The organism is Phaeodactylibacter xiamenensis, from assembly GCF_000759025.1.
Lineage (GTDB): Bacteria > Bacteroidota > Bacteroidia > Chitinophagales > Saprospiraceae > Phaeodactylibacter > Phaeodactylibacter xiamenensis.
The window spans coordinates 65,901-83,818 of sequence record NZ_JPOS01000014.1; the positions used below are offsets into that span (position 1 = coordinate 65,901).

Below are 17,918 nucleotides of genomic sequence, written 5' to 3' on the forward strand. Positions count from 1 at the left end.
AAAAACTCTGTTCACTAATCCTCCCGCACCACCGCAATCGGCATGCGATGGTCAAACTCCCCGGTGAGCGTTGGCGTCTGCACATTTCCGGTATATCGGCGCACCTGCTGATGCACAAAATCAAACAGCTCCTAAATATTCACGATGCCGTCGTGGTTGCTATCGGCTTCGCCCTTCAGCCCGCGCACCATGAAGTGGCTGAAAATACCGGACCGCAGCCCGCCGTCTTCCAGAGAGTACTCTTCCCCCTTGGAGGACATCATGAGGGCCAGTCCGCCCTTGGTGTCTTCAAAGGCTTTGTACAACCGGCTGAGATCGCCAGCTGCACCACCGCGGCGCGCCAGCAAGCTACCGGAGTGGCAGGCATCCGCGAGTACGACTTTGTGCTTGGCCCGGCTGTTCTCAAGCATAAACTTGATGTCTTCGTGCATGAGCTTGTTGTGGTAGCCATCGTAGTCCACCGGCATGAAGAAGCCCTGCAGCCCATGCCCGGAGAAGTAGAACAGGATCACATCATTCTCGTCAGCCCGCATAAAGGTAGTGCGCATGGCTTCCTTAATGTTGCGGTAGGTCGCGTCTTCATCGATGAGCAACCGCATCTGATTATCGGGGATAGCACCGCCCTGCGGGCTCTTCAGAAAAGCGTACAGCTGATAGGCATCATCATCTGTGTAGCGCAGGGTAGGCATGTAGGAGTAGGTGGCTGCACCGATAATGACGGCCCATATTTTCACTTCGGGGTCTCTTTCCACCGCTACCGGCATCTGCTGATCGGTACCGCCTTCTATGAATAACTTTTTGGCAGGCTTGCCGAAATCCCAGATCGCGCCCACCACGCGGCCACTTGCGTAGTACATCACGCCCCGCCCGTGCGGGGTATGGTCTTTCCAGCTGCCCATGTATTTGCTGCCGCTCACGTAGTAGACGGTGCCGTGCCCTTCGGGCTGCCCCTCCCGGAAGTCCCCCACATACTTGGAGCCATCCTCATAGGTAAACTTGCCTTTGCCGTTTTGGCAGTAGATGTTGTTGCAATTGCGGAGATTTGTGGTGTCGCCTTCGTAACCAAATTTGCTCCAGTCAGCCAGGTACTGCCCGTCCGACCATTCGCCAACGATCTCCTCCCCGTCCGGAAAGGACAGGTTGCCCCGGCCGTGGCGGTCATTGTCTTTCCATTGGCCATCGTAGACAGAGCCATCCGAGTAGTACATCCGGCCCATGCCATTGAACTGCCCGGCCATGAAGCCGCCCTCGTAGCGATCGCCATTGGCAAAATGAAGCGTCCCTTTGCCGGATTGCTGCCCATTCACCCAAAAGCCTTCATAGCGGTTGTCATTGGCATACGCCATAATGCCGCGGCCATGAAACTTGTTGTCCCGGAAATCGCCAGTGTATTTGTCGCCATTGGGATAGGTGAGAATGCCCCGGCCTTCCTTGAAGCCATTTTTCCAGTCGCCGGTATACTCCCGGCCATCAGAAAAAATCAAGGTGCCGTTGCCCTGCGGCTTGCCGTCCCGGAAGCGCCCCTCGTAGCGGGCACCGCTAGGGTAGATGCAAACGCCTTCTCCGTTGATACAATCGCCAGATTTACAGTCAATCTGGGCAGTTAGTGAAATAGTCAATACAGTGCTTAAAATTGCAAATAGTGCAGCCCTCCTCATGGTTGTGTTGTTTTGGTGCCCTGATGCTGCCACTTCCAAACGTAAAAAATTACGATGCGGAACTAGCGGTCGTCAAAGCTGGTGTTCAAGCGGGCTTTAGGGTCATACCGACGATAAAGTGGTTTGCCACAGCAAACCGACTTGATGTCGGCATAAACGCTGGAAAGTGACCTGCTCCTGTCCTGACAAGCTACGCTTTGTCACGGACCGATGTCGCAAACCACTTTTTTAAGCGTATAGATGTAAAGCCCAAAGCGTAGTTGTCAAGTGTAGGGGGTATTACCATAAGGGATAGCTCGGTTTTGGATGTCAGTCAATATGCTTTTCAATACTGCACAACGGGTGCATGTATTGCCAAGTTCAAAACCTTTAATAAAACATTAGGACTTTTTCGATGTATGTCGTCGTTTCCCGGACAGGTGAAAATCACCTGCTGGACAAGCCCGGCCCATCAGCTCCTTTTCTTCACATACTCGGTCAAAATGACGATTTGTTGCCCTTCTACTTTGCCTTCGATCTGGCCGGCATTGTCGTGCACCAGTGATATGCGGCGCACGGCGGTGCCCCGTTTGGCCGTAAAATTGGCGCCTTTGACTTTCAGGTCTTTGATCAGGGTCACGGTATCTCCGGCTTCGAGCACCTGCCCGTTGCTGTCGAGGTGGACCAATGCGTTTTCATCCGGCAGCCCGGCTTTTGCCCAGGCCAGGGTATCCTCGTCCAGGTACATCATATCGAGCAGCTCAGCGGGCCAGCCCTCTCCGCGCAGGCGGTTGAGGATGCGCCAGGCTACGACCTGTACCGCCGGGACGGTGCTCCACATGCTGTCATTGAGGCAGCGCCAGTGATTGGGGTCGAGATTATCCGGATCAGTAAGTTGCGTATGGCAAGCCCCACAGACCAGAATGCTTTCGGCTACGGACGGGGCATCGGCCGGCGGGACCGTATACACCTCAAGGGATTCGCTTTGCCCGCATAGCTCGCAGGCCTGGCCGCTGCGGGCCATCAATTCTTTCTCTACAGACATAGTGACTTTTTTGGCTGCCGCAAAGGTAGGATAAACCCGGCATTCATTCGTCGGGTAAGGCCATCTATTGGTCGGGAACGGTGTCAAGTTGGCAGCATTCTCAAAAAAAGACAGGGGGGAGGTAGGGGGCGCAAGCATCAGTATAGCGATTCCGACACACTTTAGAAATCATCCGAAAATCAAAACCATGAAAAAGCGAGCCATTTTGGCCAGCCTGCTTTGCCTGTTCATCATTCAGGCAGGGATGGCACAAAACGAACCTCAGTACACCCTCAGCGGGTACATCAAAGACAGCAGCAGCGGAGAAGAACTATTGTATGCCAATGTCCTTGAGCCTACTACCAGCGCCGGGGCCACCACCAATCTCTACGGATTCTACTCCCTCACCCTGCCTGCCGGGCAGTACGAGCTCACGTTCACCTACCTGGGCTTTCAGCCGCTTACCCGGGCCATCACCCTGAGCGCAGACACAGAGCTGAATGTGGAGCTCACGCCCTCTTCCGCTGTCCTGCAGGAAGTGGTGGTGACGGACAAGGCCGCCAACGAATCCGTGAAGCAGGTAGCCATGAGCCGTATCGCCCTGCCCATTGAGGACATTAAGAAAATGCCTTCCCTCATGGGTGAGCCGGATGTGATCAAAACCATCCAAACCCTGCCGGGCGTAACGAGCGCGGGCGAAGGAACCTCCGCCTTCTTCGTGCGGGGCGGCAGCGCAGACCAAAACCTGGTGCTGCTCGACGAGGCGCCGGTCTATGATGTCAGCCATCTCTTTGGGCTGTTCTCGGTCTTCAATGCAGACATCATTAAGAATGCCGAGCTGTACAAGGGCGGTATCCCCTCCAAATACGGAGGCCGGCTGTCTTCTCTGCTGGAAGTGACGACCCGGGACGGTAACGCCAAGCAATTTTCCGGCTCCGGCGGCATCGGCATCCTGGCCGCGAAGGGCACCATTGAAGGGCCGATTGTGAAAGACAAAGCTTCCTTTATCCTGGCGGGCCGCCGCTCCTATGCCGACCTGTACACCCGCAATAGTGAACAGCTGGACGGCACAGCAGTCATCTTCCACGACCTAAATGCCAAAGTCAACTGGAAAGCAAGTAACAAAGACCGCTTCTTCCTGTCTGCCTACAGCGGGCGCGATATCTGGCAGTTTGATGATGCCTTCCAAATGGACTGGGGGAATACCACGACCTCTTTCCGCTGGAACCATCTGTTCAGCGAGCGTCTATTCTCCAACCTGACGCTGATCTACAGCGATTTTGACTACGCCCTGCAGGACAAGGACGAGGTACAGGGCTTTGAGTGGGTGGCCAATCAGCGGGAGGCTTCGCTGAAGCAGGATATGACCTTTTTCCTCAATCCGGACATTACCCTCAAATTTGGCTATCAGGGCATTTACCGGCGGTTCACACCGGGCACCATTACGCCCAATGGAGACGACAGCATCTACGAAACGACTGAGATGCAAAAGCAGTTTGCCCTGGACCACGCCCTGTACGCAGGCGCAGAGCATCAGGTGAGCGACCGGTTGAGCCTGGAGTATGGCGTACGCTACAGCCTTTTCCAGAATATCGGCGAAGGCACGGTCTATGACTATGCCGAGCCGGGCAATAATGGTAACATCGAGATCGTGGACTCCACCGTCTATGGCAACTTTGACATTATCAAAAGCTTTCAGAATCCGGAACCCCGCTTTGGTGCCCGCTTCATGATCGACGACAGGCAGTCCCTGAAGCTCTCGTACAACCGTATGGTGCAGTACGTACACCTGGTTTCCAATTCGACGGTGCCCATTCCCTTTGCGACCTGGTCACCGAGCTCGCCTTACCTCGACCCGCAGCGGGCAGACCAACTGGCAGTGGGCTACTTCCGGAATTTGCAGGACAATACCTACGAGTTCTCAGCAGAGGCTTACTACAAGAAATCCACTGATGTGACCGACTTTGTGGATAATGCCCAGCTGTTTTTCAACCCCCACATCGTGACCGAATTCCGGCAGGGCGAATCTGAAGCCTACGGGCTGGAGCTGTTCCTGCGCAAGAACAAAGGCAGCCTGCGGGGCTTCGTCAGCTACACCTGGTCTAAGGCCGAAATGGACGTACCGGGCCTCAATGCCGACCAACCCTTTCCCGCCAATCACGACCGCCGCCACAACCTGAATGTAGCCATGAACTACGACATCAACAACCGCTGGAATGTGGGGGCCAACTTCACCTACGCCACCGGCCGCCCTATTACGCTGCCGGTCGGGCAATACGAGTTTGACGGCTACCTGGCCAACTACTACTCCGAGCGCAACGGCTACCGCCTGCCTGACTTCCACCGCCTCGACCTTTCTGCCACCTACGAGCCTAAGAAAAACGAAGGACGGCGGTGGAACAACAGCTTCAGCTTCGGGGTGTACAATGCGTACAACCGCAAGAACCCCTGGACGATCTACACCCAAACCAAACAGGACGATGACGGCAATATCATAGGCGATGGCACCGAGAAGGAAGCCCGGATGGTCTACCTCTTTGGCGCAATGCCCTACTTCACCTGGAACTTTAATTTTTAACCACCCGAATTGACCCACACCATGAAAAATATCATCATTATTTTCCTGTCTGTTATTGCGCTAAGCAGCTGCGATGAAGTCGTCGAGTTAGACATTCAGCAGGCTGAGCCCAGGCTCATCATAGAGGCCCTGGTTACCAATCAGCCAGGCCGGCAGTATGTACAGCTCACCCGGACCATTCCCTTTGGGGCAAAAGAAAAAGTGCCCACCGTCAGTGGAGCATCGGTAAGCGTTTCGGATGCGTATGGCTATGTGATGGACTATACAGAAAGTACGCCCGGCTACTATGTACCTGCGGAGCCCTTCGCGGGAACACCCGGCATTACTTACACCCTTCACGTGGAAGTGGACGGACAAACCTACACTGCTGAGGAAGTGATGCAGGACGTGCCGCCACTGGACAGCCTCGCCGTGCGGGAAGATCCTGCTGAAAAAGCCGACCCGGAAGAGGAAGGCCGGTTCTACGAAGTCCTCATCTACGGTAAGGAGCCACAGGAGACCCAAAACTTTTACCTGTTCAAGTTTTACCGGAATGACACCCTTTTCACGAATGACGGCAGCTGGATTTTCGCGTATGACGATACCATACTGGGAGGCAATATTCAGGCACTCCCGGCTCCGCTTTACTACGCCGCATCAGACAAAGCAAAACTGGAGATGTACCCCATTACCCGGCAGGCGTACCGGTACTATCTCGATCTCAGTTCCAATATCAACAACGATGGCGGCATGTTTAGCGGGCAGCCCGCCAATGTGCGGACCAATATCGAAGGCGGAGCATTAGGATACTTCCAGGCTTCGGTCCTGCATACGCTGGAGACAGAGGTTAACCCGTAGCATTGTTTCAACAAAAGAAGTAGCATAGCCCGGTGCAGCCCTTTCTGTACCGGGCTTTTGTTTTTTGAACACCTGCTCAGACCGTCCGTTAAAGCAGTAGCAAAAGCAACGGATTGTGACAATTGCCGTTTCAGCCGTCAAAAAACAAAAACTATGCTACATTTAAAACAGAACATGCTCGTACTCGCATTACTGACCTTCAGCTTTGGCATAGCCCTTGGGCAGCCCTTTGCAGAAGGCGAACGCTCCATGAGCAAGGGCGTACACAACAGTTTCCTGGTGGACTTTCAAATTGGTGAAGCCGATGACATCGCTGACCTGTGGGTGGACTACCAAAAGGACTTCGATGCCCGCAAGCCTAAGAAGAATGATGCCGGCGAATACTTTGGCGATAATGCCGAGATCGAAGCCATCAGCGCCAATACGATTGACATTTATTCCACGGTAAAATCCAAGAAGCCGGCACCGGGCGCTATCGTGACCATCTGGTTTGACCTGGGCGGCGCTTACCTGTCCTCCGCTACCCACCCTGACCGCATGGAGGGTGCCCGCAACTGGCTGGAAGGCTTCCGCAATTTCGTGATGAAGGAATACGCCGAGGAAGCCCTGGAAGCCGAAGAGGACAAGCTCAAGGACATGGAAAAGGCGCTCAAGGATACCCGCAAAGAAGAGGAGGATATCGCTGAGGACATTAAGGAAATGGAAGCCGAGCTTGCGGAGTTAAAGAAAACACTGGGCAGTGCTCAAAAGGAAACCCAGATGAAAGCCGAAGCCGTCAACAAGCAAAAGCAGATTGTGGAACAGGCCAGGGCGAAAGCGAAATCGCTTAAGAATTAATCCGGTGTACCGCCTTTCCCCCCGGAAGGCTCGCCCTGGGAAGTGAAATCCGGCGCACCGTTCTGTGCATTTGCACCTTCTTTGAGCGGTGCCCATTCCACCCTTGTCCGGGGCAGGCTTTCGGGGTACTCTTTTTGTATGAAGGTAATCAGCCCTTCGCGGACCTGGCAGCGCAGGTCCCAGGCTTCCGATGCATTGCGGGCACTGGCGAGCGCCCGTATTTCCATGGTGTGCCGGTCGGCATTCGTGACCTGCACCACGTTGACGCGTTGGTCCCAGAGCGGATTATCCTTCAGTAGCGCTGTGAATTTTTGCCGTAAGGCATCCACCGGAACCCGGTAGTCGGTGTATAAAAATACATAGGCAAGCAGCTGGGAAGAACTGCGCGTCCAGTTTTGGAAAGGCTTTTCGTTAAAGTAGTTCAGGGGGACGACCAGACGGCGCTCATCCCAAATGCGGACGACCACGTAGGTAAGCGTAATCTCCTCCACCCGGCCCCACTCATTCTCTACGATCACAACATCATCAATCCGGATAGGCTGCGTGAAGGCCAACTGAAAGCCTGCCAGCAGGTTCGCAATTGACTTCTGGGCTGCCAGACCGATGATGATGCCCGCCACGCCGGCTGAGGTCAGCAGGCCGGTACCCAACTCTCGCACCTTATCAAATTGCAGCAAAATGAAGGCTACCGCTACAATGAATACCACCACAGAAACCACCCGCTTGATGTACTGAAACTGTGTGATGATTTTGCGCTCCGTCAGGTTATTCTCCTTGGTGAGGCGGTAGCGGTCGCGGACCAAATCGCTCACCACATCGGTCAGTTCGATCAATGCCCAGCCACCGAATACATAAATGAGGCTTTCAAATAAAATGCTGAGATTGCCTGCTACCCGTTCACTTACTTCAATAAAGGCTATGGCTATATTCAGCCCAACCACCACGCCCAGAAAGCGGGCAGGGCGGCGGAGATTCCGGTTAAAGGATTGAAAAGGCAGGCTGTCCCGGCGCTCTCCGTACCAGTGGATCCCTTTAAAAATGCCCCAGAAGAGCAGGAAGCCCGCAAGCCCTGCCAGTACAAGCTGTATCAAGGGCAGTAGCCAGGCATAAGAGGTTGCTAAAAGTTGGTCAAACATAGACAGGCTTTTTAGAGGTTATCCAAAATAGGGTACTACAGATACAACTCGTCTTTTGCCCGGCTTTGTTCGATCCTGGCTGATTATTCGAAGACAATGGGCTGAGTGGATGCCCCGTTTTGCCCCTGCAGTACCAAATAGTACAAGCCCGGCGCCAGTTGTTGGCGGTGGAGTTGCAGGACCGGCTGGAAGACCGTCCAGGAGCGGAGTTGCTGCCCGTTGCTGTTCATTAACCGGAGCTGAGCCGGATGCCCCGACCAGTGGTCCAGGCGCACGGTAAAGGTGGGGCCGGCAGGGTTGGGGAAAACCGTCCATCCCTGTTGTGGCAATGGCTGCAGCGTAGAGGAAGGCGTACCACAGAAGGGGTCCGACCAGCGCTCATCCGTAATAAAGGCTTCATCGGTCAGGGTGTGGAGAAAGGCGACGAGGGCCTCCTGTTCTTCCTCCGTCAGATCGAGGTGGCGGGGCGGCCCGCTGGGCCCGATACGGAGCTGATGAGACAAATTAGGATGAGGCTGCACATTGCTGTTGTAATGGTCTACCACTTCCTCCAGCGTTTCGAAGCGGCCATCGTGCATGTAGGGGGCGGTCAGCCCAATATTGCGGAGAGAAGGCACCTTGAAAAGCCCGATTTCCTGCGGGATGCCCGTTACACCACCCAGGCCCGGGTCGATGGAGGGGTCGGTGTCCAGGCCGTTGTTGCGCGCCTCGGACGCAATGAAGGCATCTGTTCCGTGGCAAACGGCGCAATTCCCCAATTCCGGATCAAAAAAGACAGCTTTACCGAGGTTTTCCTGGGCTGTAAAATTGGGCAGCGGGCCCTGATTCGGCGGGCCCGGAGGGGCCTGTTGCCGCCCCTGATCCCATTTGGACTGATAGCTAACCATAGAGCGGATGAACTGGGCGAGCGCCCGGGCAATGCGGTCTTCTGTGATTGCAGCATCACCATAGGCACTTTCAAAAAGGGACGGATAGAACTCCGTGGTTTCCAGACGGTAAATAAGTTCGTCCAGCGTAAGCCCCATTTCCACAGGGTCCTGAATCGGTAACAGCGCCTGCTCTTCCAGGCTGCCGGAGCGCTCATCCCAAAAGAAATGCCCGTTGGGATAGTATTTCGCCATGCTCAGCCCCATAGAGTGCCGGGCGGTATGCGCTCCTTCAAAGCCTTCGCTCAGCGTGGCATCATCCGAGAATGCGAGTTCCTGTTTGTGGCAGGAAGCGCAGGCTACCGTTTGGTTGACCGACAGGCGGATATCGTAAAAGAGGACCCGTCCCAGGGTTGCCCCTTCATCGGTGACGGGGTTATCAGCCGGTGTATTATCTGCACCCTGAATGGGGGGCGCATTGAAGAAAAGCGGCAAAGGCAGGTTGGCGTAATTGAACGGCGCTTCTTCAGGCAGATTTAGGCAATCATTACTGACAGGGTCAAAATCAGGACCGAAAGCCGTGAGGGCCAACAATAAAGCGAAAGCAGCAGTGAGGGTTACCATCCGGGGCATAGTCATAGCAGCAGGGTGTTTTTGTGTCACCTTTAGACTTAGCGAAAATAGGAAAGTTTAAACGGGGAAAAGAGCGGGAGAGAAAAGTAGGCAGCCCCTACAATTAAAACTAGTGAGTGTAGTTAGGGGCTGCTTACAAAATTTACGCCTATATCATCAAACTATAACGTAAACGGCCGGGCAGCCCGATGCGCTGCTTTGCGCACTAATTTTTTTCGTATTCGGCTACAAGCTCCTTTAATTCAGATAAGTAGCGCTGCTTTTTTGGGGCGCGCCGCTTGCGGTTGGTGCGGGTAAAAAAGCTGTGCTGTTCCAGAAAACTGACCTGAATGCGGTTCCAGGCTTCCTCGGAAGTAAGCACATTGGAGGCTTTGAGCTCCTCAAAAAGGGTACGCCCGATATCGTAGAAATCATCACGCCCGAGGTAGTCAAGGTCCGCATCGCACATGATTTGCTCCAGCTTATTTTTGGGGGTCTGCGGGATTTTGGTCGCCATAATCATACCGCAGATGCGCTCGATTTCCTGTGGTTTGTAGCCGTAGCGGGGCAGGTGATCGCGGGCGATGCCGCAGCCGAGGCGCTCGTGCTCCTGTGCAGAGATGGTAAAGCCGGAATCGTGGAACAGGGCGGCCGTTTTCAGCAGCATTTCCTCGTAGGGGGTCACCTTTTCGTAATAGCAGAGCTCCTCCACGGTGTACAGCACATCAAGGGTGTGATGAATGCCGTGGTAGTAGAGCTGATTGCTAAGTTCGGATTCCAGTTTGTCGAGGATAAAAGCTTTCGCTGCGTGAAAATTCATGGTTTAGCTTTAATGCCGGTACCGGTTGGTTTCCTGCTGTTCGTTTGATGATCGGCTCCTAAAATTAACCACTTCGCACGGATTACGCAAGGGGGAGTGCTTGCGCACGAAGCCGGGGAAGGTCCTTTTCAGGGGTCTTTTAACGAAACGGAAGTGGCAATTCTTATGCAGGGTGGGATTTTTTTGGGTTTGCGGGCAATAAAAAAATCGCGACCGCAGCAGTTGTTGCCCCGATCGCGATTCCGTTCTGTCTGAAATATGAATTTCTATTCCTCCAGCAGCAGTACACCGCTCGCCAGGAACTTCGTCTCCTTTTTGGGCTCGGTGATGGCTTCGATTTCTTCCTGTGACTTGCCTGCGTCCTCAGCGTAGTGGCGCAGCTCGTCTACCGGTGTTTCTTCCACGAAGGCGTAGCCATCCATGATGACCTTGCGCCCAGCGATGTCCTTAGGCATGAAGAAGCCGTAGTCCTTAAAGCGCACCATGATGGGCTCTGCGTCCGGATCGTCAGAAGCGATGGTCATCCAGCAACCTTTGGCCTGACAGACTTCCTGTACCGTACCGGTAAACTTAACGGCTACAGAGTCCGCAGCTTCAGTTTCCATCTTGCTGCTCAGGTCCTGATAAGAAATAGCACCATCGGCAGTGATGGCTTCGCCAAAAGTCTGTGGCTCGGCAGGCGCTTCCGTCTCAGTGGTTTCAGTAGCCGCTTCTTCCGCCGGAGCGCTTTCGGAATTACAGGAAAACAGGAGGGCAGCAAAGGTGCCGGCAAATAATAGTTTCTTCAACATGATTTCTAGATTTTGATTTCTTTACGGCCTTTTGAGGCTTTGCAGCGCAAAGATAACCAATTTTGAGCTCCCGGTCTATATATCGTCTTGCCGGGCGTGTATGATGATCAGGCAGCAGCAGCCCAATTAAACGTGCTCCGTGAAATGTTCCAGATTTGGCACGTTTGCCCTAAAATTCAGCAATGCGCATTGTCTTTTCAACTTTATAACGTATCTTCACACAGAAACAAATTAAAAGAAACTCCAATCAACTCACTGTCAAAACAAAATTCTCTCTATGAAAAACTTACTATCCTTCAGAATTCCATCTATCCTTCTTGCTTTTTTTCTTGGCCTTAGTTTTCACTTCGTATCCTTTACAGGTAACGCTCAAACTGCTTTTCAAGGGCAGATTGTCAATGTACACGATTCTCTTCGAACAGCATTGGATGTCAATCTGGGTGAAAACAAATGGGACATATTTGATTTTGACTTTACAGCCATAAGAAATCATGGAAATAAAGGGGGGGGTAGAATTTAATTTTATAATTGAAAACAAGTACAATTGGACTTTTTCCCTAAATCAGAACCCAATTAATACGGGACTTCAAATGGGGGTATGTAAAGCCTTCTTAGGGGTCTCCCCAACCACACCCAATAATTATTCCCGATGGTACATTGGAGATACCTATACCAATATTACAATTATTGAGGATGGTGTACTGTATGAAATTTACCCTATTGAAATTCCAGGTTTATCAAATTCAAATACACATATCGTGTTTTACAGTTCGGAAAGCGCTTGTTTTTCTTTGAACATACCTAATGGTCCCTGCAATGCAAATACGCAAGGGGCGATTTACGAGTTGGGGCTGGAAGTTGATTATGATACTTACATCCAGTTTGGAGGAGATGAAAATGCGGAGACGATGATCACAGAAAGACTTCTGGCACGGCTGGATAAGGTCTTTTCTTTTTACAAAAGTTATTTTGATATTTGCTTTGATGTTCGTGGCCCTTATTTCCGTAAAAGCAACGATAAATTTTTTGGTCCCTCTGCCTTGAATTCAATAAGGGACAATTGGAATTTTAACCGAGCATGCATCCCGGTTGACGGAATAATCATGGTTAACACTGGTAATAACCTACCCTCGGCAGGACAAACCAATGGAAATTTTACTGATCCCTGTAATTTTGATGATTCAACTACGCCTTTAACGAGTTACGTGGATTGGCAACTGCCCATGGATTTTTCTCCGGACGATGATTTTAATGACTACTTCACCCAGATTATGGCACATGAACTAGGCCATCAACTAACCGGAAGGAACCATATTGACGATAGCGATTATTGCGGATCTGGTTTTGCTCTTTGTACAGCAACCGGCCAGTCATGTAAACCGCTGATGTGTGCAGGCGGAGGAGGTGGAGATTTTTATAGTAATAACCTCTCCAGTTGCTCTTTAAATGAAATACAAAACCGGCTGGATACGCGCAGCTGCTATCAGGATTATCGGCCTTATCCCCCTAACTTGCCATGCCCGGAATGCGATCATGAATTGAGCCTTACCCCAGACCAAGATTATATGGTGCTAAATTGCGGAGAAGAAACCACTACCGTTAATTATACTTTTGATTTTTGCAATTATTGCGCACTTGGAGAGTTCGATTTTACAATCAATCTCAGAAATTTTAGCAATATTAACTTGATTGCCCCTCCTGATGCTCCTTTTACAGTTACTCAGGGGCCCTTCGATACCGGTATACTAACGATTGAGGATGTCAACCTTGATGTGGAGGAGTGTTTTTCCTTCGAATACGCATTGGAGTACCTGGCTCCAAATTTATTCGATTCATACACGGCTTTGATATCTGTCGATAGTACACACCTTGACTCCAACAGTACACAACATTTAGAAGAAGATACCTTTATCTTGAATTTTCCAGCCAACACTTTTTATTCCGATGCCGCAGACGATAATGAGTTTGAACCAATAAATGGAAGATTGTCTTTCTTAATCGGAGCAGGATTGATGCCGCCGACTGGATCTACTGGAGAACAAATCAGAAGGCGTGTAATTGACGATCTCATCATTGATATGGACAACATTAGCGGAGCTGATCAATACTCCATCACGAATACAGCCTCTATATTGCTCATGGAGCCGGGTACCCGTATTATAGTGGAAAGCGGCACCCTGGAGCTAAGGGATACCCGTATTCGTGGGTGCGATGGCATGTGGGGTTCTATTCAGGTAGAAGACGGAGCTGAACTTATTGCGCAGCGTTGCGATATCCGGGATGGGACAACAGCTATAAAACTGGGCAATGGCGCCCGGGCAGGTATTACCAATTGCAACTTTCTGAATAATTACGTTGGCGTAAGCCTCGACAATAAATACTACACCAATACCGCTGACCTTTATCGGTTCTATGGCAATGATTTCCGTGGTGAGGGCTACCTGAAAGCTCCATTACAAGATACCCGGTCAGCATTTGGCGTCCGGATCAACAAAGGGGCTGTGATCCTGGGCGATTTAAACAAAAGCCCGAACCGCTTTGATGGGCTTCAAAATGGCATCTATGCCTCACGGGCTACGCTCAGTGTGAGGAATAGTTCTTTTACCAATATCACTGCTCCCCCACCCAATGAACCTTCCGCATTCCCCTTTACAGGACGTGCAGTTGGAGTTAGGGGCGCTTCCGTTTACAATGCCAATATTTTCATGAGCGGGACGGGTGAAGCCCTATACTTCGAAGACTGTGATCATGCGGTTGATATTGAGCAAAGCAGTGCCTGGATAAGGAGCTTGTCGATCAACAATTGCGATGTTGGCATACGTGCAGCCAATTGTGACCAACGCTTCCTCAGGATATTTAACAACTATGATATGGCCGTAAATCAGACCGGTATAGAACTGGTCCAGAATAATCCCCTGCACGCCTGGATAGGGGATAATCGTATCAACTTCGGGGCTGAAGCAGGCGGTGAACTGACCGGTATCCTCGTTGATGAAAGCGCCTTTGCCAGTGCAACGGACTTTGGCAAGTACAATATCGCCAAAAACCAGGTGACGCTGCCCGGCAACGGCACCGGCATCCTCCTGGGCACCGGCCGCTACATCGACCTCAAAGAGAATGTGGTGCGCCTCGAAGGCAACAACGCCAACCAAACCGGCATTCAGCTGGAGGGCACCGAAAACGCATGGCTGCGCTGCAACACCGTGGAAGGCCCCGCTAATTTTGGCCCCAACACTATCGGTATTGATGGATTTGGCGCGGCCGGGACCTGGCTCGACTGCAACCAAACCAACAATACCTTCCGGGGCTTCCGCTTCAATGGCATGGGCGATGCCGTCCAATTCCGGGGGAATACTATGGGGGACCATTTCCATGGGTTGCTCCTCAATGAAGATGGAATCATCGGGCAACAAAACTATCACAACAACTACTGGTGCGGCAGCTATATGGATTCGGAAAATGGTGTGGAAGTTGGTGCCCGGCATTTGGGGGATGAGGATGTTGTCTCACAATCTCCTTTCTTCATTGACCCAAGCCTGATTGATCAAGGTAACTGTGCAGTGCTGCCGGGCTGGGCAGCTTCGGGAGATTGGTTTGAACCAATTGCACCGGATAATCAAGACACCAATTATTTCTGCTCTACCCCCAACTTCGATGCCTGTTCCAACAACGCCCCCGATTCTCCAACCCCGCAGGAAGAAGACGAGGATATTTTGCTCCGCAAGCTGGGCAACGGCACCTTTCAGGCCAGCCGTTATCAAAGTGCCCTGAAATACACCGGGCAGCGCCACCTTTACAAGCGCCTGGAGCACCAAAGCACCCCGCTTAGCAACTGGAAGCTCAGTTTCCTGAATCAGGCTGGCTCTACTCCGGTAGGCGAATACAACAGTATTGATCAAAGTATTAAAGAAGCGCTCACCCTGCCAGACACTATAGCGCAGTCCCTTGCCGCTCAGGACAGTAGCCTCATGGAAGTTATGGATGAATTATCTGGCATTGATGCTGCGCTGTCGGCTGAACCTCCAACGGACACGGCTGAACTACTGCTCAAAAGACGGGAAATGTTAGCGAGCCTGGCTCTTCAGGATTCCATTGCCGGCAACCTCCGTGCAGCCGTTCAAAAAGAGCAGCAGGAAACCCTTTCTCTCATTGGGGCCGCAAACCAAAACGCCCCGGCTGATTCTCTGTACGAAGCCAATGAGCAAGCTTTCAATACCCTTGCTATCAAAGCAGCAGCAAGTATTGACAGCCTTTCCGGCTCAGAGCTGAGTGCCTTATTCAGCCTTGCGAATCAATGCCCCCTCTCCGGAGGCGATGCCGTCTTCCGGGCCCGCAGCCTCTACCGCCTTGCTGACCCTACCTACCGTTTTGATAATGCTGCACTCTGCCAACCCAGTGCTGCCTTGCGGGCGCCAAAGGCAACCGAATCGCTTGACTTTACCCTGTTTCCTAATCCCACCTCAGGTCTCACGGTGCTGGAGTTTAGCACCCCGCTTTCCGGCAGGGCAAATGTCACCCTCTACAGCCTTCAGGGTCAGCCGGTGCTACAACAAACAGCAGGAGAAGGCGCACAGCATATCCTGCTGGAAACAGCGGCTTTGCCCGGCGGGACTTACTTTTGCAGGGTGATGGGAGTTGATGGAGTGACGGGCGTGAAGAAGTTGGTGAAATTATAAGACTAAGTTTGAGGGCTATCCGGAAAAACATGCCGGATAGCCCTTGCTAGACAAAGCATAAGATATGAAACACTGGCTGCACCAAATACTTCTACCTGTATTTTTGCTTACCCTATACAATGGAAATACCCAAGAGCATGATTATGGATGGATTATAGGCTACAATAGTGAGTCTGCCCCCGGGTATGAAGGAATGATTTTAGACTTTAACAATTCCCCCATGCAGGTGAAAGATTATGCTATCAATGCCAACTTGTTTATTAGCAGTGCCTGCATTGCCGATGAAGATGGCAATCCACTGTTTTACACCAATGGTTGTTCGGTATTTACCAGCACAGGGGCGGTCATGGAAAATGGGGACAGCCTTAATTTTGGGGCTGTTTACGAAGAACATTGTGAGGGGGTTAGGTTTAGCTACACCGCCGGCCGCCAAAGCAGCTTAATCCTGCCCATGCCCGGCAGCGACAGCCTCTACTACCTCTTCCACAAGCGGATCATTTATCAGGAAGAGCCGGTCTTTGATGTCATCACCGACCGTATCCTTTATTCTGTGGTGGATATGAGCGCCAATCAGGGGCTGGGCCGGGTGGTGGAGAAAAATGTTGCCCTTTTTGAGGAACCTACGGTAGGGGGGCAATTAACGGCAGTAAAGCACGCCAACGGGGAAGATTGGTGGATTGTGAACGCTTTGGATCAATCCCCAGAATATGCTTTTTTTCTACTCGATAATACGGGCGCTGCGTTTTCTCATATAGATTCAATGGGCCTGCCAGCTTCCTATAGTGGATCAAGAGGCGGTCAGGCCAGCTTCTCCCCCGACGGCCGCTACTACGCCCGCTACAGTGCCGACGGGCTCTTCCTCATGGAATTCGACCGGCAGGCCGGGGCGCTGAGTGCGTTTCAGCATATCCCCATACCGGACGTGCATGCACGGGGCGGGGTAGCCTTCTCCCCCAGCTCAGAGCTGTGTTACGTCAGCGCCTTTGATACCATTATGCAGTTTGACCTCATGGCACCGGACATTGAAGCTTCCGGTGTTGTCGTTGCGGTATATGATGGCTTTCTGGATAATTATGCTATTACCTTTGGAAACCTTCAACTTGGGCCAGACTGTAAAATTTATAGTAATGTATTTGCTACCGTGCCTTATCTTCATGTCATACACCAGCCCAATGAAAGAGGCACTACCTGTCAGGTAGAGCAAAGGGGGCTACAACTGCCTCACCGGCTCGCTAGTACACTCCCCCACTTCCCCAACTACCGCCTCGGCCCCCTAATCCCCGGCGAGGCACCGCCTCCGCCCTGCGAGACGGTGGTGAGTACGCCTACGGTGCCTCCACAGGCTGGGGCGGGCTTTAGCCTCTACCCCAACCCTGCCTCCGGGCTTACGACGGTGGAGTTTAGCACCCCGCTTTCCGGCAGGGCAAATGTCACCCTCTACAGCCTTCAGAGTCAGCCGGTACTACAACAAACAGCAGGAGAAGGCGCACAGCACGTTCTGCTGGAAACAGCGGCTTTGCCCGGCGGGACTTACTTTTGCAGGGTTACAGGAGTTGACGGAATAACGGGCGTGAAGAAGTTGGTGAAATTATAGGACCCAGCTTGAGGGCTATCCGGAAAAACATGCCGGATAGCCCTTGCTAGACAAAGCATAAGATATGAAACACTGGCTGCACCAAATACTTCTACCTGTATTTTTGCTTACCCTATACAATGGAAATACCCAAGAGCATGATTATGGATGGATTATAGGCTACAATAGTGAGTCTGCCCCCGGGTATGAAGGAATGATTTTAGACTTTAACAATTCCCCCATGCAGGTGAAAGATTATGCTATCAATGCCAACTTGTTTATTAGCAGTGCCTGCATTGCCGATGAAGATGGCAATCCACTGTTTTACACCAATGGTTGTTCGGTATTTACCAGCACAGGGGCGGTCATGGAAAATGGGGACAGCCTTAATTTTGGGGCTGTTTACGAAGAACATTGTGAGGGGGTTAGGTTTAGCTACACCGCCGGCCGCCAAAGCAGCTTAATCCTGCCCATGCCCGGCAGCGACAGCCTCTACTACCTTTTCCACAAGCGGATCATTTATCAGGAAGA

The 17,918-nt window shown here is 52.0% G+C and carries 12 protein-coding genes and 1 pseudogene; 7 read left to right on the forward strand and 6 right to left on the reverse strand.

Features of this window, described 5'->3' with window-relative positions:
• Window positions 1–131: 131 nt before the first annotated feature.
• Together IX84_RS05990 and IX84_RS05995 are read right to left on the reverse strand one after the other, a co-directional pair.
• Window positions 132–1,619, reverse strand: a complete 1,488-nt coding sequence (locus IX84_RS05990; RefSeq protein ID WP_238578236.1) for a caspase family protein — start codon at window positions 1,617–1,619, stop codon at window positions 132–134.
• 490 nt (window positions 1,620–2,109) lie between these two features.
• Window positions 2,110–2,682, reverse strand: a complete 573-nt coding sequence (locus tag IX84_RS05995; RefSeq protein WP_044217555.1) for a PhnA domain-containing protein — start codon at window positions 2,680–2,682, stop codon at window positions 2,110–2,112.
• 187 nt (window positions 2,683–2,869) lie between these two features.
• Here IX84_RS05995 and IX84_RS06000 point away from each other — a divergent pair, with 187 nt between their 5' ends.
• The 3 genes from IX84_RS06000 (at window position 2,870) to IX84_RS06010 (ending at window position 6,913) form a co-directional block, all read left to right on the forward strand.
• Complete coding sequence (locus tag IX84_RS06000) at window positions 2,870–5,239, forward strand: TonB-dependent receptor (protein WP_044217524.1); 2,370 nt, start codon at window positions 2,870–2,872, stop codon at window positions 5,237–5,239.
• A 21-nt stretch (window positions 5,240–5,260) separates the two neighbouring features.
• Window positions 5,261–6,076 (forward strand): DUF4249 domain-containing protein, encoded by an 816-nt coding sequence (locus tag IX84_RS06005; RefSeq protein WP_044217526.1) that lies wholly within the window; start codon window positions 5,261–5,263, stop codon window positions 6,074–6,076.
• Between the two features lie 153 nt (window positions 6,077–6,229).
• Window positions 6,230–6,913: a beclin/Apg6 coiled-coil domain-containing protein gene (locus tag IX84_RS06010; RefSeq protein WP_044217529.1), complete on the forward strand. Its 684-nt coding sequence runs from the start codon at window positions 6,230–6,232 to the stop codon at window positions 6,911–6,913.
• On the opposite strand, the gene IX84_RS06015 is transcribed toward IX84_RS06010, so the two are convergent.
• From IX84_RS06015 to IX84_RS06030, 4 genes are all read right to left on the reverse strand, one after another.
• A complete protein-coding gene (locus IX84_RS06015; RefSeq protein ID WP_063978254.1) occupies window positions 6,910–8,049 on the reverse strand; it encodes a mechanosensitive ion channel family protein in 1,140 nt (379 codons plus the stop codon). The two genes, IX84_RS06010 and IX84_RS06015, sit on opposite strands and share 4 nt — an antisense overlap.
• A gap of 83 nt (window positions 8,050–8,132) precedes the next feature.
• The gene (locus tag IX84_RS06020) at window positions 8,133–9,554 is read right to left on the reverse strand and encodes a cytochrome c peroxidase (RefSeq protein WP_052515800.1); all 1,422 of its coding nucleotides are present in this window, start codon (window positions 9,552–9,554) and stop codon (window positions 8,133–8,135) included.
• A gap of 199 nt (window positions 9,555–9,753) precedes the next feature.
• The gene (locus tag IX84_RS06025) at window positions 9,754–10,347 is read right to left on the reverse strand and encodes an HD domain-containing protein (protein WP_044217531.1); all 594 of its coding nucleotides are present in this window, start codon (window positions 10,345–10,347) and stop codon (window positions 9,754–9,756) included.
• A gap of 266 nt (window positions 10,348–10,613) precedes the next feature.
• Window positions 10,614–11,138: a DUF4920 domain-containing protein gene (locus IX84_RS06030; protein ID WP_052515801.1), complete on the reverse strand. Its 525-nt coding sequence runs from the start codon at window positions 11,136–11,138 to the stop codon at window positions 10,614–10,616.
• 277 nt (window positions 11,139–11,415) lie between these two features.
• Between IX84_RS06030 and IX84_RS32815 the strand changes: the two genes are divergently transcribed.
• The 4 genes and pseudogenes from IX84_RS32815 to IX84_RS06050 all read left to right on the forward strand — a co-directional run.
• Complete coding sequence (locus tag IX84_RS32815; RefSeq protein ID WP_152604939.1) at window positions 11,416–11,658, forward strand: hypothetical protein; 243 nt, start codon at window positions 11,416–11,418, stop codon at window positions 11,656–11,658.
• A 583-nt stretch (window positions 11,659–12,241) separates the two neighbouring features.
• Entirely contained in the window at window positions 12,242–15,814 is a 3,573-nt protein-coding gene (locus tag IX84_RS06040) for a zinc-dependent metalloprotease (protein ID WP_160213677.1), read from the forward strand.
• 64 nt (window positions 15,815–15,878) lie between these two features.
• A complete protein-coding gene (locus tag IX84_RS06045; RefSeq protein WP_044217537.1) occupies window positions 15,879–17,408 on the forward strand; it encodes a T9SS type A sorting domain-containing protein in 1,530 nt (509 codons plus the stop codon).
• Window positions 17,409–17,472: 64 nt separating this feature from the next.
• Window positions 17,473–17,918: pseudogene (locus IX84_RS06050) on the forward strand (hypothetical protein); the annotation flags it as partial.

Coding starts and splice junctions, on each gene's coding strand:
- IX84_RS06030 (WP_052515801.1), bottom strand. CDS start 11,138: ATGTTGAAGAAACTATTATTTGCCGGCACCTTTGCTGCCCTCCTGTTT.
- IX84_RS06000 (WP_044217524.1), top strand. CDS start 2,870: ATGAAAAAGCGAGCCATTTTGGCCAGCCTGCTTTGCCTGTTCATCATT.
- IX84_RS06045 (WP_044217537.1), top strand. CDS start 15,879: ATGAAACACTGGCTGCACCAAATACTTCTACCTGTATTTTTGCTTACC.
- IX84_RS06005 (WP_044217526.1), top strand. CDS start 5,261: ATGAAAAATATCATCATTATTTTCCTGTCTGTTATTGCGCTAAGCAGC.
- IX84_RS06020 (WP_052515800.1), bottom strand. CDS start 9,554: ATGACTATGCCCCGGATGGTAACCCTCACTGCTGCTTTCGCTTTATTG.
- IX84_RS06010 (WP_044217529.1), top strand. CDS start 6,230: ATGCTACATTTAAAACAGAACATGCTCGTACTCGCATTACTGACCTTC.
- IX84_RS06015 (WP_063978254.1), bottom strand. CDS start 8,049: ATGTTTGACCAACTTTTAGCAACCTCTTATGCCTGGCTACTGCCCTTG.
- IX84_RS05995 (WP_044217555.1), bottom strand. CDS start 2,682: ATGTCTGTAGAGAAAGAATTGATGGCCCGCAGCGGCCAGGCCTGCGAG.
- IX84_RS32815 (WP_152604939.1), top strand. CDS start 11,416: ATGAAAAACTTACTATCCTTCAGAATTCCATCTATCCTTCTTGCTTTT.
- IX84_RS06040 (WP_160213677.1), top strand. CDS start 12,242: ATGGTTAACACTGGTAATAACCTACCCTCGGCAGGACAAACCAATGGA.
- IX84_RS06025 (WP_044217531.1), bottom strand. CDS start 10,347: ATGAATTTTCACGCAGCGAAAGCTTTTATCCTCGACAAACTGGAATCC.